Consider the following 15,723-nt stretch of genomic DNA (forward strand, 5'->3'; position numbering starts at 1 on the left):
TATACTTGGGGTTGGAAGCTGTTTTCCAACCTCTTGTTTTAGGAGAAAAGCATGAAATTTCTAACACTCAATACTCACAGTTGGATGGAGAAGGAAGCAGAGGAAAAATTCCAAATCTTACTCCAAGACATTCTCGAGAAGGACTATGATTTGATTTGTTTCCAAGAAATTAATCAAGAAATGACCTCGCCTGAGGTAGAGGTTAATAATCACTATCAAGCTTTACCATCAGCAGAACCCATTCATCAGGATCACTATGTCCAACTCCTGGTTGAAAAATTGGCTGAGAAAGGTAAAAACTACTACTGGACTTGGGCTTACAATCATATTGGCTATGACCGCTACCATGAAGGTGTAGCTATCTTATCCAAAACACCTATTAAGGCGCGTGAGATTTTAGTATCAGATGTAGATGATCCAACGGACTACCATACTCGTCGCGTTGCCTTGGTTGAGACAGAAGTTGAAGGCAAGGAACTTGCTCTTGCAAGCGTTCATCTCTCTTGGTGGGATAAAGGTTTCCAAGAAGAGTGGGCACGGTTTGAGGCTGTACTAAAAGAGTTGAATAAACCTCTGATTTTAGCAGGTGATTTTAATAATCCAGCTGGTCAGGAAGGCAATCAAGCGATTTTAGCTAGTCCATTAGGATTACAAGACGCGTTTGAAGTTGCAAAAGAAAGAAGTGGTAGCTATACCGTTCCACCAGAAATTGATGGTTGGAAAGGCAACACTGAACCACTACGAATCGACTACGTCTTTACGACTAAAGAGTTAGAAGTAGAGAGTTTACAAGTAGTTTTTGATGGACAAAATAGTCCACAAGTCAGTGATCATTATGGTTTGAATGCTGTATTGACCTGGAAATAATGAAAGAGGTTGGAATCAGAGGTTCCAACCTTTTAAGCTACTTGAATCTTTACTACAGAACTGAGACTCAAATGGGACTACTGCAATAGGACAAAATATGGTATAATTGAAAGGATAGAATCGAGGATAGTATGTCATTTAAGAAATTTCAATTTAAAAATTATATAGCAGAAGCCTTGGAGGAGTTGAAATTCTCAACTCCAACAGAGGTACAAGAAAAATTAATCCCTATTGTACTGGCAGGTCGTGATTTGGTGGGCGAGTCAAAAACAGGTTCAGGAAAGACTCATACTTTCTTGTTACCGATTTTCCAGCAATTAGATGAAACTAGCGATAGTGTGCAAGCAGTCATCACTGCACCAAGTCGTGAGTTGGCCACTCAAATCTACCAAGCAGCTCGTCAGATTGCAGCTCACTCAGATGTCGAAGTTCGTGTGGTTAATTATGTGGGTGGTACGGATAAGGCACGTCAGATTGAAAAACTTGCCAGCAACCAACCACATATCGTTATCGGAACGCCAGGTCGCATCTATGACTTGGTCAAATCTGGTGATTTGGCTATTCACAAGGCTAAGACCTTTGTTGTCGATGAAGCCGATATGACCTTGGATATGGGATTCTTGGAAACAGTCGATAAGATTGCAGGTAGCCTTCCAAAAGACTTGCAATTCATGGTCTTTTCAGCAACTATTCCACAAAAATTGCAACCATTCTTGAAAAAATACTTGTCAAATCCTGTCATGGAAAAAATCAAGACAAAAACAGTCATCTCAGATACGATTGATAACTGGTTGATTTCGACCAAGGGACGAGATAAGAATGCTCAGATTTATGAGTTGACGCAAGCCATGCAACCATATCTAGCCATGATTTTTGTTAATACCAAAACGCGTGCAGATGAATTGCATACATACTTAACAGCTCAAGGTTTGAAGGTAGCTAAGATTCATGGGGATATTGCTCCTCGTGAACGCAAGCGGATCATGAATCAGGTGAAAAATCTGGATTTTGAGTACATTGTCGCAACGGACTTGGCAGCGCGTGGAATTGATATTGAAGGGGTTAGTCATGTCATCAATGACGCCATTCCGCAAGACTTGTCCTTCTTTGTTCACCGTGTTGGACGAACTGGGCGCAACGGACTGCCTGGTACAGCTATTACCCTTTACCAGCCAAGTGATGACTCGGATATCCGTGAGTTGGAGAAATTAGGGATCAAGTTTACTCCTAAGATGGTCAAAGATGGAGAGTTTCAAGATACCTATGACCGTGATCGTCGTGCTAATCGTGAAAAGAAGCAGGACAAGCTTGATATTGAAATGATTGGCTTGGTTAAAAAGAAAAAGAAAAAAGTCAAACCAGGCTATAAGAAGAAGATTCAATGGGCGGTGGATGAAAAACGTCGCAAAACCAAGCGTGCTGAAAATCGTGCTCGTGGCCGTGCCGAGCGCAAAGCCAAACGCCAAACATTTTAAAAACTCAGTAGAATCACCTGATTCTACTGAGTTTTTATTTCCTGAAGTATTCGATAGAACTAATAATTATATACTTAAAAAAATTTGATTTATAAAACAGTATCAGCTTTAAAACTTGTTTTTAGACCAACATTTTATTGAAATTGTAAGGAAAAAAATTGAAAACTATACAAATTTGTGTTATCATACTATAAAACAATCGGATTATACCATTTGATCCGTGAAAAGAAAAGGGGACTTCTATGGATAAATCATTTATGAAACAACAACGTTTTTCATTCCGTAAAATGAAAGTTGGGTTGGCTTCTGTAGCAATTTTGTTTGCTTTTGCTCAGGTCGGACAAGTGTCTGCAGATGAAACAACACAACCGGCATCTACTTCAGCTGAAACAGTAAAGAAAACCGAAGCAAATAAATCGGCAGTCGAAGCTGCTGTAGCAGAAATTAAAGCTGATGAGGCGAAACCAGTCGTTAACAAATCAGATGCAAAACCTGGAGAACTTGTTGATGTTTCTAAGAAGGTTTCACCTATTGACGTGAAAGAACGCCAAGAAGGTGATCAAAAGATTCATGAAGAAACTGCAACAGTCGAAGTCACAAAGACAGAAGTGGCTCCTGTAAAAAGCGAAGAACTTCCTGCTCCAAAGACTGAAACAACTGAGAGTACAGTGAGCGGGAAAGATGAAGATGGAAATTCTTATACCCAATATGAACGTGTTGATAAAACAACTACAGTCGAAATCAAGAAAGCGACAAGAACGATTTCAAAATCTAACTCTGCCGATATCGTTTTTGTTGTTGACCGTTCAGCATCTATGTCTCGAACTATTGACACTGTCCGTAACAATATCAATGAGTTTGCAAGAAATCTTGCTAAAGATGGAGTAGCAGCACGTTTTGGATTAGCTACCTTTAGTGATGAAGTATATGGACGTATAGGTGGATTAGCAGATGAGGGTACAATTTTAACAAAATTTAATGAATCTTATTTTACCTCTGACCCAGCTGAGCTTGAAAAAGCCTTAGCAGGCATTAAGCTTGCACATGGTGGAGACTTCCCTGAAACATCTACACCTACTCTTACACAAATTGTTTCAACCTACGACTGGTCTAAGTCACCTAAAAATAAAAAGTTTGTCGTATTGTTGACAGATGCTCCAATGAAGGAGGATCCTTCAATTCCAACGATGGCGAATACTCTTGCGTCTTTGAAAGCCGCAAAAATCGAAAGAATTGTTGCAACTTCGACAGGGACCGATATTAGCTATAAAGATTTTGTATCTGAAGGTCGATTAATGAATATTAATCGTAACTTGGCTGATTCTTTAACTAAGGATGCAACTACATGGATTGTTGAAACTGTGACTGAAGGACACAATTACAAGGTAACGAAAGATAATTACCAATTTTACCTAGAACGTCGTACAACACTACCTATTGCTCAGACAGGAAGTGCGACTCCAACTACCACAGTTCCAGTAGCTACAGCTTATAAAAAAGAAGTGACGAAACTCCCTGATACAGGAAGTAATGATACAGCGAACTATGGTATTGTAGGACTTGGCCTCCTAATGGCTGGACTTGGCTTAACTGTAAGCAATAGAAAGTCTAAGGAACAGTAACCCTAACTGGAAGATTGTTTGTTAAAACATTGTGAGGAAAAAGCAGATAAAAAATAGGTAGTTTGTAAACGAAGTATGCAGATAAGCACAGGTATGACCTTCTGTATTATGGAGTACAAGCCGAATTTTTATGACGAGAAAAGAGCCGTAAGGTTCTTTTTTCGATTTCGAGAAAATACTGCAAAAAAAAGTAAAAAGTGGTATAATGATAAGGTTATATAGTCCCGATAAGGTGGTGGAAAGATCTATTTTTCTTTCGAGTCGCAACCCGTAGAGGATAGGATTTTCTACCAGTACTTTGTAACTCTATAACAATATTTTTTAAGGGGGGGACATTTTTATGTCAGAACGTAAATTATTCACGTCTGAATCTGTATCTGAGGGGCATCCGGATAAGATTGCAGACCAAATTTCAGATGCGATTTTGGATGCTATTTTAGCAAAGGATCCAGAGGCGCACGTTGCTGCTGAGACAGCTGTATACACTGGTTCTGTCCATGTTTTTGGTGAAATTTCTACACATGCTTATGTGGATATCAACCGTGTGGTTCGTGATACCATTGCAGAGATTGGTTATACGAATGCAGAATATGGTTTTTCTGCGGAGACGGTGGGAGTTCATCCATCGCTTGTTGAGCAGTCACCGGATATCGCCCAAGGAGTTAACGAAGCCTTGGAAGTCCGTGGAAATGCAGATCAAGATCCGCTTGACTTGATTGGTGCTGGTGACCAAGGTCTTATGTTTGGATTTGCAGTGGATGAAACGGAAGAACTCATGCCATTGCCAATCTCACTCAGTCATAAGTTGGTTCGTCGTTTGGCAGAACTTCGTAAGTCTGGTGAAATCAGCTATCTCCGTCCAGATGCTAAATCACAAGTTACTGTGGAGTATGATGAAAATGATCGTCCAGTACGTGTGGATACAGTCGTTATTTCAACTCAGCACGATCCAGAAGTCAGCAATGAACAAATTCACAATGATGTGATTAACAAGGTTATCAAAGAAGTAATTCCAGCTTCTTACTTGGATGAGCAAACAAAATTCTTCATCAATCCAACTGGTCGCTTTGTAATCGGTGGACCTCAAGGGGACTCAGGCTTGACTGGTCGTAAGATCATCGTGGATACCTATGGTGGCTACTCTCGTCATGGTGGAGGTGCCTTCTCTGGTAAGGATGCGACTAAAGTGGACCGTTCAGCTTCTTATGCAGCTCGTTACATTGCCAAGAATATCGTGGCAGCAGGTCTTGCTAGGAAGGCAGAAGTGCAATTGGCGTACGCTATCGGTGTTGCGCAACCTGTTTCCGTTCGTATCGATACTTTTGGTACAGGAACAGTAGCTGAAAGCAAGCTTGAAAAAGCAGCGCGTCAAATCTTTGACCTTCGTCCTGCAGGAATTATCCAAATGCTGGATCTCAAACGTCCAATTTACCGTCAAACAGCGGCTTATGGACACATGGGACGTACAGATATTGACCTTCCTTGGGAACGTTTGGACAAGGTAGACGCTTTGAAAGAAGCTGTGAAACAAAACTAAAAGATTGGTAGAAACTACCAATCTTTTTTTGCGAAAGAAAACCAGCTTTTGGCTGGCTTTCTTATTTTGTAGGAATAGAAATCTCAATCAATTTATCAGAATAAAGCGTCTTGATATTGGCTTCATCGATGCTTCCTTTGTCGATTTTACGTTTCAAGAAGAAGTCTTGAATGGTTTCAATTTCAGGTTCACGAATAGCACGGTGTTTGTTGGAAATGAGGATTTCATAGTGAAGCGGGGCTTGTGTGAAAACTACATCTGTGTTTCCAGCAGAATAGACCTCGACAAGAGTTGCGTCTGTGCTTTCTAATTGGCTTTTAACAAGTTGCGAGTGTGAGTTTGTCGTATTGATAAGCTTCATAATAGTTCCTCCGATTTTCTAACTCTATTATAGCACTTTTTGGATAAAATCGTGTATTTTAGTCAATTCCATGGTGGATTTTCCAAGCTTCAATTCCCCATTTGTGGCTACCACGTTTGAGTTTTTCAATTGCTTCATCAATAGGGAACCAAGCAATATGATTAAAATCTTCTAATGGTTTTTGTACTTTTTGGAAAGAAGTAGCTTCATAGAGATAAGCTGGGTTGTAGTAGTAGGTGTCACGGTGGCGAGAGTAGAAATACTCATCAGCTTGTCCGAAATAGCTTCCGATTTCAGCAGTAAAACCGAGTTCTTCGATGAGTTCTCTCTTCAGTGCTTCTTGATGGTCTTCTCCTGCTTCAATCTCTCCACCTGGCAAGAACCAAGCACCATTGGGAGCTTGAACTAAAACGATTTGTTTTTTTTCAGGATCAGGAATAACTGCGTAAACACCATAGCGGTGCTGGTAGGTCACATTCTCTTTTTTTTCACCAAAAGTTGGGTTTGCCATTGAACTGTCCTCATTCTCTAGTATCTTTATTATTATCATAATGGACGAGGGCCAAGCTGTCAAGAATAAACCAACGAACTTGTGCAGAAAAAGCTACTTTGTCTTGATCAATCCTTGTCTAGTTAAACTTTCCAACCCTCGCACTATAACTGGTATAATAAAAGAGAGGTGATTTTATGGCAGAATCAAGACTATTTCGTATCCTATATCTACTTTTAGAAAAAGGCAGTACAACGGCTCCTGAATTAGCTCGATTGTTTGAAGTATCTGTACGAACGATTTATCGTGATATTGAGCGGTTGAGTATGGCGGGGATTCCTCTGTATTCGATACCTGGAAAGGCGGGCGGAATCTTTTTAATGAAAGACTTTGTTCTGGATCGTACTCTAGTATCTGAGGATGAAAAATTAGAACTTCTGTCATCTTTGCAAGGGATTCAAGCCTTGACCGATAACAGGCAAGACCTGTTGCTTGAAAAATTGGAATCTATTTTTCAAGTTTCTACCAGCCCTTGGATAGAGGTAGACTTGACTGACTGGAGAAAGCGAGAAGGTCAAAAAGAATTATTCGATAACATCAAACATGCTATTTTAGAGAAGAGGCGACTGGTGATTACTTATCTAGGTGGGTGTGGTCAGAAAACGGTTCGTACAGTCGAGCCTTTTAGGCTCATATTTAAAAAGAGAGATTGGTACCTTCATGCCTACTGTTGTTTGAAAGAAGAGTGGCGTTTTTTCAAATTGTCTAGAATTAGGAATTATCACCTAACAACTGAAACTGTGAAGCAGAAAAATGTGATGGATTGCGTTGATGGTTCAGATCAAGTGGCAAATCAAATCGAAGTTTCCTTGAAGTTTAGTCCCAAGCTTGCTTTCCGGGTTTATGAAGATTTTTCAGAAGATGAGATTAGCTTGGGGAAAGATGGCTACTACTATGTCAAGACAGTCTTACCAGAGCATGAAAGTCTGTATACTTACCTCCTGTCTTATCTAGATGGGGTGGAAATACTCGCCCCCAATCATCTGAAGAAGGAATTGCTTTTTAGATTAGAAAAAATCCAAAAACTTTATAAACCTTGACAAAAGATGTCAGGGTTTTGGTGCTATACTAGAGATAGAAAGGAGAAGAACCAAATGAAATACGAATGGAGAAAAGAAGCGAAAGCTCTTTATCAAGTGAAGGCTAGGCCCAGCATCTCGCAGGTACCAGGTCAATCCTATATCGTGATTGATGGCAAAGGCGATCCAAATCAAGAAGATTTCTCAGAACGAGTAGGGGCCTTGTATGCCTTAGCCTATGCTATAAAGATGAAGTATAAAAAAACTCTTCTGGATCAAGTCTACACTGATTTTACTGTCTTTCCTTTAGAAGGTTTATGGAAAAAGGAGAAGGAAGGAGAACTGGTAAAAAGTGAGCTTTCTTATAGTATTATGATTGGGCAACCCGATTTTATTACGAGAGAACTATTTGAGGAAGTTCTGAACGAGGTCAAAATCAAGAAACCAAATCCTCTCTATGAGGCTATTCGCTTTGAAAAAATAGAAGAAGGCCAAAGTCTTGCTATGCTTCATGTAGGACCTTTTGATACTGAAAATGAGACTTTTGCAGAGATGGAGCATTTTTGTCAACTTCATAAACTCAAAAGAACTTCGGAAATCCACCGAGAAATCTATCTCAATAACCTTCATCGAACGGAGCCAAGTAAATTGAAAACAATTCTTCGCTATCAAGTTCAAGAAGAGAATTAAAAAAGAACAGGAAATCTTGTTTCCTGTTCTTTTTATGAGATTTTATTCTTCTATTTCAGAAGCAATCTCTTCTGTTTTCTCAGTTTTTTTGGCAGATTTGATTTGAATATTGCCATTGCTTGTCATGACTGCTTTGAGGGCTTTCTCACTTGGGTTTTCAAGGTAGTAGTCTGTGATAGCATCCTCGATATAGTCTTGAATGGTGCGGCGGAGTGGGCGAGCCCCCATTTTTGGATCATAACCTAAGTCAACCAATTTTTCCTTGACCTTGTCTGTCACATCGAGGTGGATATTGTTGCTAGAGAGGCGTTTGTTGACATCCGCTAGCATGAGTTCGACGATTTGGAGAAGGTTGTCCTTGCTGAGAGGTTTAAATTCGATGATGCCGTCAAAACGGTTCATAAACTCAGGACTAAAGAAGTTACCGAGTTCACCAAGAACAGAATTAGTACGTCCTTCACGAGCAGCTCCAAACCCAACACTGGCTTCGGCCTTACCCGTACCGGCATTTGAGGTCATAATAATGATAGCATCCTTAAAGCTAACTGTTCGTCCTTGCCCATCTGTCAAACGACCATCGTCCAAGACTTGAAGGAACATGTGCATCACATCTGGATGGGCTTTTTCGACTTCATCGAGAAGGATGAGTGAGTAAGGATTGCGACGAACTTTTTCCGTTAATTGACCAGCTTCATCATAGCCGACATAACCTGGAGGAGCTCCGACTAATTTAGCCACACTGTGTTTTTCCATGTATTCACTCATATCAAAGCGAATCATGCTGTCAGCAGAACCAAAGAGCTCAATGGCTAGTTGTTTGGAAAGTTCTGTCTTACCGACACCAGTTGGTCCGACAAAGAGGAAACTTCCGATTGGGCGGTTAGGAGTTCCAAGACCAACACGATTACGACGGATGGCCTTGGCAATCTTATCGACAGCTTCATCTTGTCCGATAACATGGGCCTTGAGGTCGTCTGCTAGATGGATAAGCTGAGACTGTTCTTTTTCTTTTAGCTCCCCAACAGGGATATTAGTTTTCTGCTCAATGATATGCTCAATGGTTTTCTCGCTAATGATAGGAGTATCCTGGTCAGTCACCTTGTTTTTCTGCATTTCCTTGTACTTGGCAATCTGATCGCGGAAATAGGCAGCCTTTTCAAAGTCTTCCTCTCGAGTAGCCTGAGCCTTGAGATTCTCAGCTTCAATTAAACGCTGGTCAATCACTTTAGGATCAACAAAGTTCAGTGTCAGATTCATCTTAGAACCAGCTTCATCTAACAGGTCAATAGCCTTGTCTGGCAAGAAGCGATCTTGGATATAGCGATTGGAAAGATTTGCAGCAGCTTCGATAGCAGCATCAGTATACTTGACGTGATGGTAGTCTTCGTATTTCTTTTGAACCCCTTTAAGGATGATAATGGTTTCTTCGACAGTTGGTTCATCTACCTTGACAGGCTGCATACGGCGCTCGAGGGCAGCATCTTTTTCAATGATGCGGTATTCATTGAGAGTAGTGGCACCGACCATTTGTAATTCACCACGGGCAAGGGCTGGTTTAAGGATATTGCCTGCATCCATATTGCCATCACCTGCTGACCCTGCACCAACAATTTCATGGATTTCGTCGATAAAGAGGATGATGTCCTCGCGTTTGCGAATTTCTTCCATGAGCTTTTGCATACGTTCTTCAAATTGGCCTCGAATCCCTGTTCCTTGGACTAGACTGACCACATCCAGACGGATGACCTGCTTGCCTTGGAGTTTATGAGGAACATCGCCATCGACAATCTTCTGAGCTAAACCTTCAACAACGGCTGTTTTACCAACACCTGGTTCTCCGATAAGGACAGGATTGTTCTTGGTTCTTCGGTTGAGGATTTCGATAACACGGATAATCTCCTCATCTCGACCGATAACAGGGTCAATATCTCCCCGACGAGCAATCTCAGTAATATTGATACCGTATTCCTCTAGGAGTCCTCTTTCTTGGCTAGGAGGTGTTTGAAGTGGACCGCGGTTTTGAGGCCCATAACCGCCGTTTCCTCCGTATCCCCCACCAGATTGAGTTGGAGGGACGTTATTAGAAGAAGGTTTGAAATTGTTCAAATCATTGAAAAAGTCGCCGAAAGGATCAAAGTCATGATTGTTTAAGTCAGTCATTCCTTTAAAGAGGGTATTATTTGGATCTGTTTTGATAATTTTATAGCAATTTTGACAGAGATCAATTTGCTTTTGCTGTCCATTGATATTGGTATACAGATGAATTGTTGAGTCGTTTATTTTACAGTTTTGACAGAGCATACATCTACCTCATTTCATTCATATTCTTGGCCTAAGAAAAAAGGTCAAGAATAGTCAAAGTTTTATACTCTCATTATAGCATGATTAAGGTGTAAAGCAAGTAAAAAGATTGGGAAGTAGTCGTTTTTAAAAGCAGGATTTATGGAGAATGAAGCAGCATTAAAGGTAAGAAAAAATCCCATTTGTGGTGACAAAAAGGATTCTCATTCATCGGGCCTTACTGCCCGTTTTTTTTTATATTAGTAAAGGAGTTCGTAGATCTCCATTGCAATCAAATCAATGCTATCAAAAGTATAAGTTTCACGAGCCTCTACATCGCGAAGGGTGAAGAGTGATCCGTTTTCTTCGTCGTGGCTGTATGCAACTTCTGCGACGACAACACCTTCACGTTCAAAATTACGTTTTAGATTTCCACCATCTTTTGTCATTGCTTCTAGGCGGTTAATGATTCTAACCAAATGTGATTCCATTTTGATTCTCCTCCATTTCTTATCGTTTCTATTTTACCATAAACAAGAGGTAGTTGACTAGAAAAAAACTGTGATTTCTCTCTATTTCTCCATTCTATCAAGTTAATTGGTAAAATTAGAGAAAAAGGATTGCATTTTAATTCAATTCATGTTATAATCATACAATCTAATACATAGAAAGTTGATTGAATATGAATTTTTCTTTTTTACCAAAGTATTTACCGTATTTTAACTATGGTGCTCTGATTACCGTATTGATTTCCATCCTTGTCGTCTGCTTAGGAACCATTATAGGTGTGTTACTGGCCTTTGCCCAACGTTCACGCTTTAAACCGCTCGTTTGGTTTGCAAATGTGTATGTTTGGATCTTCCGTGGAACTCCGATGATGGTTCAGATTATGATTGCCTTTGCTCTTATGCATATCAATGCTCCGACTATTCAAGTGGGAATTTTAGGAGTTGATCTTTCTCGTTTGATTCCTGGTATTCTGATTATTTCTATGAATAGTGGAGCTTACGTTTCAGAAACTGTTCGTGCTGGGATCAATGCGGTTCCTAAAGGGCAGTTAGAGGCTGCATATTCTCTAGGTATTCGTCCGAAAAATGCCATGCGTTATGTCATTTTGCCACAAGCTATCAAGAATATTCTTCCAGCTCTAGGAAATGAATTTATCACCATTATCAAGGATAGTTCCCTCTTGTCTGCGATTGGGGTGATGGAGTTGTGGAATGGTGCAACGACAGTAGCAACAACAACTTATTTACCGTTGACTCCTCTTTTATTTGCAGCCTTTTACTATTTGATTATGACCTCTGTTTTGACAGTGGCGTTGAAAGCATTTGAAAAACATATTGGACAAGGAGACAAGAAATAATGACAGAAACCTTGATTAAAATTGAAGAACTACATAAGTCTTTTGGGAAAAATGAAGTTTTAAAAGGCATCAACCTTGAGATTAAACGAGGAGAAGTTGTGGTCATTATCGGTCCGTCAGGGAGCGGGAAATCAACTCTCCTTCGTTCGATGAATCTCCTTGAAGAAGCAAGTAAAGGCAAGGTTATCTTTGAAGGAGTTGATATCACAGATAAGAAAAATGATCTTTTTGCTATGCGTGAAAAGATGGGTATGGTATTCCAACAATTCAACCTCTTTCCCAATATGACAGTGATGGAAAATATCACTTTGTCACCAATTAAAACCAAAGGTGAAAGCAAGGAAGTTGCGGAGAAAAGAGCACAGGAACTGTTAGAAAAAGTTGGCTTGCCAGATAAGGCGACGGCTTATCCTCAGAGTTTATCAGGTGGTCAGCAACAACGGATTGCCATTGCACGTGGACTTGCTATGGAACCAGATGTTTTGCTTTTTGATGAGCCGACTTCAGCCCTAGATCCTGAGATGGTCGGAGAGGTTCTAGCTGTTATGCAAGACCTTGCCAAGTCAGGGATGACTATGGTGATTGTGACTCATGAAATGGGCTTTGCGCGTGAGGTAGCAGACCGTGTTATCTTTATGGCGGATGGAGTTGTTGTCGAAGATGGAACACCAGAGGAGATTTTCGATCAAACAAAAGAACAACGGACCAAGGAATTTTTGAGTAAGGTTTTGTAATACCTCATTTTTAGAAGAAATGGAGTAGGCATCATGGCTTCCAGTAAAGAATATTTAAATTTTATTCTCGAACAGCTATCAGAGCTAGAGGAGATGAGTTATCGTCCAATGATGGGAGAGTATATCCTTTATTATCGTGGGAAGATTATTGGGGGAATCTATGATAATCGTCTGTTACTGAAGCCTGTGAAGCTGGTCATGGATCAACTGGGACAGACTAGGCTTGAACGTCCTTATGAAGGAGCTAAGGAGATGATTTTGATAGAAGACATTGAAGATAAATCATGTCTAATCAGATTAATCAAGGAGATGTATGAAGTCTTACCGGCTCCAAAAGTCAAAAAGAAAGCATAACAAGTTTACCTAGTATAAATAGGCATAAAAGCTCGATAAGGGCTTTTTCTTATAGTTTCAGACTATAGGGTCCATTAGGCAAGAAGTGTTAGGATGGCGAGTTATTTTTTGATATAATAGAGGATATTTGATAGAAAAGAGAAGAGATATGGCTCAGATTATCGATGGGAAGGCTCTTGCGGCTAAGTTACAAGGACAGTTGGCTGAGAAGACGGCTAAACTAAAAGAAGAAACAGGTCTAGTTCCAGGATTGGTAGTGATTTTGGTGGGGGACAATCCTGCCAGCCAAGTCTACGTTCGCAATAAGGAACGGTCAGCTCTCGCTGCTGGCTTCCGTAGTGAAGTCGTGCGAGTTCCAGAGACCATTACCCAAGCGGAATTGTTAGACTTGATTGCCAAATACAATCAAGATCCAGCTTGGCATGGGATTTTGGTTCAATTACCTTTGCCAAAACATATTGACGAAGAGGCGGTTTTATTAGCCATTGACCCCGAAAAAGACGTGGATGGTTTTCATCCTCTAAACATGGGTCGCCTCTGGTCTGGTCATCCAGTTATGATTCCTTCAACGCCAGCAGGAATTATGGAGATGTTTCATGAATATGGGATTGATCTAGAAGGTAAAAATGCGGTTGTTATCGGTCGTTCAAATATCGTTGGAAAACCCATGGCTCAGCTTCTTCTAGCCAAGAATGCGACTGTGACTTTGACCCACTCACGCACCCATCATCTTGCCAAGGTTGCTGCTAAGGCGGATATCCTTGTCGTAGCTATTGGTCGCGCCAAGTTTGTGACTGCTGACTTCGTCAAACCAGGTGCAGTTGTCATTGACGTTGGGATGAACCGAGATGAAAATGGCAAGCTTTGTGGAGATGTTGATTATGATGCCGTTGCACCACTTGCTAGTCACATCACACCTGTACCGGGCGGAGTTGGACCTATGACTATTACCATGCTAATGGAGCAAACCTATCAGGCAGCGCTTCGAACACTAAACAAGGACTAGGAAGATGAAATTCGTATTTGACCTGGATGGAACGCTATCTTTTGACTACATGACCATTGATGAGGAGATTAAGCAGGTTCTTTTAAAGGCTGAAGATTATGGGCATGAGATTGTATTTGCTTCAGCTCGCTCTTATCGGGATTGCCTGGGTTTATTAGGTTCTGAACTCAGTCAGCGCTTAGTCATAGGATTGAATGGTGGCGTAGCCTATCATCTGGGGCAGGCTATCTTCGAAAGGAATCTCGATGCTAGAGTTTATCAGGCGCTAGTGGATTATTGCCAGACCTACAATCTCCCTTTTTTTGCAGATGATTGCTTTGACTATAGTGGTCAGATTGTAGAGAAGATTCCATTTTTCTCCAGTGTAGATCCCCTAAAGGTGGCTCGTCATCAGAAACTCAAGGACTTGGGTACTCCGATTAAGGTAGTCGTTTATATGGGCGACCACGAGGAGTTGCTTGATGATTTGCTTGGTCAGTTAGAAAGACTGGGGCAGGCTCATCTCTCCTATCATGCGCATGAAAAGTGCCTTTATGTCAACCCCTTGGATACTCATAAGGCGACAACTGTTGAAAAGTTATGTGGGGAGAACTTCATCGCCTTTGGAAATGACCAAAACGATATTGAATTGTTTAAAACGTCTCTTTATTCAGTCCAGATAGGAGACTTTGCTGGCCTTACTCCATATGCAGATGACACGTTAGAGCTAAAAGGAGAACCTTCTCCAGCAGTGGCAGCTAAAATCTTACAGACCTTTGCGGAATTTAAGGGAAAATAGTGTAGAAGGAGGTCTGAACCTCCTTTTATAGTATAATGAATAGAGAGGAAAAAAGGATGAAAGTGATTGATCAAGCCTTACTAGAAAAAGTCATTATTGAACGTTCTCGTACCAGTCATAAAGGAGACTATGGCCGTCTGCTTTTGCTGGGAGGGACCTATCCTTATGGTGGAGCCATCATCATGGCTGCCTTGGCAACTGTAAAAAGTGGTGCAGGATTGGTGACCGTTGGAACAGATAGGGAAAATATCCTTGCTCTACACAGTCATTTACCTGAGGCTATGGCCTTCTCTCTTCAAGACCAGGAATTGTTAAAAGAGCAGTTGGAAAAGGCAGAAGTTGTCTTGTTAGGTCCGGGTTTGCGAGAGGATGCATTTGGAGAAGAACTCGTAAAAAGGGTCTTTGACAGCCTTAGAAAAGACCAGATTTTGATTGCAGATGGCGGCGCTTTGGGCATCTTAGCAAACGGCCAGTTACCATTTCCTTCTAGTCAGCTCATCCTAACTCCCCACCAAAAGGAATGGGAAAGACTGTCTGGTATAGTTCTTGACCATCAAAATACAGAGACGACTACTAGGGCTCTTTCTGATTTTCCTCAAGGAACGATTTTAGTTGAGAAAGGTCCGGCAACTCGTATCTGGCAAGTCGGTCAGCCTGAATATTATCAGTTACAGGTTGGAGGCCCCTATCAAGCAACTGGTGGAATGGGAGATACTCTGGCTGGGATGATTGCAGGTTTTGCAGGTCAGTTTCATCAAGTCAGTCTCTATGAGAGCGTGGTGGTAGCGACCTATCTTCATTCAGCTATTGCGCAAGAACTAGCTCAAGAAAACTATTTTGTCCTGCCAACAGAAATTAGTAAAGCTCTTCCGAAAACAATGAAAAAAATATCTCAAAAAGGCAGCTAATATCTTGGTTGTCTTTTTATGTTGATGTAGCTTTGTTGATAAAGTTTTCAAATACCTCAGAACCAGCGACCAACTGCTGAACTTGTGTGAAATTCTCTCTTTTAAGGTCTTGATTTTTAGTCAAACTCGCAAGGAAAGCGAGATTGTTATCAAAGTTGAGGGGTGTCAAATCATGC

16 protein-coding genes are annotated in these 15,723 nt (G+C 40.9%); 12 read left to right on the forward strand and 4 right to left on the reverse strand.

What is annotated here, in order from left to right:
- Positions 1–51 precede the first annotated feature (51 nt).
- The 4 genes from EL140_RS02925 to metK all read left to right on the forward strand — a co-directional run bounded on the left by EL140_RS02925 (position 52) and on the right by metK (position 5,501).
- Entirely contained in the window at positions 52–867 is an 816-nt protein-coding gene (locus EL140_RS02925) for an endonuclease/exonuclease/phosphatase family protein (RefSeq protein WP_000670850.1), read from the forward strand.
- 131 nt (positions 868–998) lie between these two features.
- Positions 999–2,342, forward strand: a complete 1,344-nt coding sequence (locus EL140_RS02930; RefSeq protein WP_002874391.1) for a DEAD/DEAH box helicase — start codon at positions 999–1,001, stop codon at positions 2,340–2,342.
- 242 nt (positions 2,343–2,584) lie between these two features.
- A complete protein-coding gene (locus tag EL140_RS02935) occupies positions 2,585–3,964 on the forward strand; it encodes a VWA domain-containing protein (protein ID WP_000361429.1) in 1,380 nt (459 codons plus the stop codon).
- A gap of 340 nt (positions 3,965–4,304) precedes the next feature.
- The gene (gene metK, locus EL140_RS02940; protein ID WP_000003921.1) at positions 4,305–5,501 is read left to right on the forward strand and encodes a methionine adenosyltransferase; all 1,197 of its coding nucleotides are present in this window, start codon (positions 4,305–4,307) and stop codon (positions 5,499–5,501) included.
- A gap of 61 nt (positions 5,502–5,562) precedes the next feature.
- Here the strand turns inward: metK and EL140_RS02945 are convergent, their stop codons facing one another.
- Complete coding sequence (locus tag EL140_RS02945; RefSeq protein WP_000767207.1) at positions 5,563–5,862, reverse strand: DUF1827 family protein; 300 nt, start codon at positions 5,860–5,862, stop codon at positions 5,563–5,565.
- A gap of 58 nt (positions 5,863–5,920) precedes the next feature.
- Positions 5,921–6,373: an NUDIX hydrolase gene (locus tag EL140_RS02950; protein ID WP_000013089.1), complete on the reverse strand. Its 453-nt coding sequence runs from the start codon at positions 6,371–6,373 to the stop codon at positions 5,921–5,923.
- Positions 6,374–6,549: 176 nt separating this feature from the next.
- Between EL140_RS02950 and EL140_RS02955 the strand changes: the two genes are divergently transcribed.
- The gene (locus EL140_RS02955) at positions 6,550–7,452 is read left to right on the forward strand and encodes a helix-turn-helix transcriptional regulator (RefSeq protein ID WP_000841074.1); all 903 of its coding nucleotides are present in this window, start codon (positions 6,550–6,552) and stop codon (positions 7,450–7,452) included.
- 54 nt (positions 7,453–7,506) lie between these two features.
- Positions 7,507–8,121, forward strand: coding sequence for a GyrI-like domain-containing protein (locus EL140_RS02960; protein WP_000873097.1), 615 nt, complete (start codon positions 7,507–7,509; stop codon positions 8,119–8,121).
- Positions 8,122–8,163: 42 nt separating this feature from the next.
- Here EL140_RS02960 and EL140_RS02965 read toward each other — a convergent pair whose 3' ends face one another.
- Positions 8,164–10,422, reverse strand: coding sequence for an ATP-dependent Clp protease ATP-binding subunit (locus tag EL140_RS02965; protein ID WP_000882482.1), 2,259 nt, complete (start codon positions 10,420–10,422; stop codon positions 8,164–8,166).
- A gap of 239 nt (positions 10,423–10,661) precedes the next feature.
- Positions 10,662–10,892: a DUF1797 family protein gene (locus EL140_RS02970; protein ID WP_000443577.1), complete on the reverse strand. Its 231-nt coding sequence runs from the start codon at positions 10,890–10,892 to the stop codon at positions 10,662–10,664.
- 191 nt (positions 10,893–11,083) lie between these two features.
- On the opposite strand from EL140_RS02970, the gene EL140_RS02975 reads away from it, so the two are divergent.
- From EL140_RS02975 to EL140_RS03000, 6 genes are all read left to right on the forward strand, one after another.
- A complete protein-coding gene (locus EL140_RS02975) occupies positions 11,084–11,767 on the forward strand; it encodes an amino acid ABC transporter permease (RefSeq protein ID WP_001011622.1) in 684 nt (227 codons plus the stop codon).
- Positions 11,767–12,501, forward strand: a complete 735-nt coding sequence (locus EL140_RS02980; protein ID WP_000140925.1) for an amino acid ABC transporter ATP-binding protein — start codon at positions 11,767–11,769, stop codon at positions 12,499–12,501. The genes EL140_RS02975 and EL140_RS02980 overlap by 1 nt, the downstream gene beginning before the upstream one ends.
- Positions 12,502–12,534: 33 nt before the next feature.
- On the forward strand, positions 12,535–12,855 hold the full coding sequence (locus EL140_RS02985) for a TfoX/Sxy family protein (RefSeq protein WP_000168538.1): 321 nt from the start codon (positions 12,535–12,537) through the stop codon (positions 12,853–12,855).
- A gap of 148 nt (positions 12,856–13,003) precedes the next feature.
- Entirely contained in the window at positions 13,004–13,861 is an 858-nt protein-coding gene (locus EL140_RS02990; RefSeq protein ID WP_000057225.1) for a bifunctional methylenetetrahydrofolate dehydrogenase/methenyltetrahydrofolate cyclohydrolase, read from the forward strand.
- Between the two features lie 4 nt (positions 13,862–13,865).
- Entirely contained in the window at positions 13,866–14,639 is a 774-nt protein-coding gene (locus EL140_RS02995; protein WP_000673607.1) for an HAD hydrolase family protein, read from the forward strand.
- Between the two features lie 56 nt (positions 14,640–14,695).
- Entirely contained in the window at positions 14,696–15,547 is an 852-nt protein-coding gene (locus tag EL140_RS03000; RefSeq protein ID WP_002875132.1) for an NAD(P)H-hydrate dehydratase, read from the forward strand.
- The last annotated feature ends 176 nt before the right edge of the window (positions 15,548–15,723 follow it).

Source organism: Streptococcus oralis ATCC 35037, from assembly GCF_900637025.1.
Classification (GTDB): domain Bacteria; phylum Bacillota; class Bacilli; order Lactobacillales; family Streptococcaceae; genus Streptococcus; species Streptococcus oralis.

Coding starts and splice junctions, on each gene's coding strand:
- EL140_RS02925 (WP_000670850.1), top strand. CDS start 52: ATGAAATTTCTAACACTCAATACTCACAGTTGGATGGAGAAGGAAGCA.
- EL140_RS02930 (WP_002874391.1), top strand. CDS start 999: ATGTCATTTAAGAAATTTCAATTTAAAAATTATATAGCAGAAGCCTTG.
- EL140_RS02935 (WP_000361429.1), top strand. CDS start 2,585: ATGGATAAATCATTTATGAAACAACAACGTTTTTCATTCCGTAAAATG.
- metK (WP_000003921.1), top strand. CDS start 4,305: ATGTCAGAACGTAAATTATTCACGTCTGAATCTGTATCTGAGGGGCAT.
- EL140_RS02945 (WP_000767207.1), bottom strand. CDS start 5,862: ATGAAGCTTATCAATACGACAAACTCACACTCGCAACTTGTTAAAAGC.
- EL140_RS02950 (WP_000013089.1), bottom strand. CDS start 6,373: ATGGCAAACCCAACTTTTGGTGAAAAAAAAGAGAATGTGACCTACCAG.
- EL140_RS02955 (WP_000841074.1), top strand. CDS start 6,550: ATGGCAGAATCAAGACTATTTCGTATCCTATATCTACTTTTAGAAAAA.
- EL140_RS02960 (WP_000873097.1), top strand. CDS start 7,507: ATGAAATACGAATGGAGAAAAGAAGCGAAAGCTCTTTATCAAGTGAAG.
- EL140_RS02965 (WP_000882482.1), bottom strand. CDS start 10,422: ATGCTCTGTCAAAACTGTAAAATAAACGACTCAACAATTCATCTGTAT.
- EL140_RS02970 (WP_000443577.1), bottom strand. CDS start 10,892: ATGGAATCACATTTGGTTAGAATCATTAACCGCCTAGAAGCAATGACA.
- EL140_RS02975 (WP_001011622.1), top strand. CDS start 11,084: ATGAATTTTTCTTTTTTACCAAAGTATTTACCGTATTTTAACTATGGT.
- EL140_RS02980 (WP_000140925.1), top strand. CDS start 11,767: ATGACAGAAACCTTGATTAAAATTGAAGAACTACATAAGTCTTTTGGG.
- EL140_RS02985 (WP_000168538.1), top strand. CDS start 12,535: ATGGCTTCCAGTAAAGAATATTTAAATTTTATTCTCGAACAGCTATCA.
- EL140_RS02990 (WP_000057225.1), top strand. CDS start 13,004: ATGGCTCAGATTATCGATGGGAAGGCTCTTGCGGCTAAGTTACAAGGA.
- EL140_RS02995 (WP_000673607.1), top strand. CDS start 13,866: ATGAAATTCGTATTTGACCTGGATGGAACGCTATCTTTTGACTACATG.
- EL140_RS03000 (WP_002875132.1), top strand. CDS start 14,696: ATGAAAGTGATTGATCAAGCCTTACTAGAAAAAGTCATTATTGAACGT.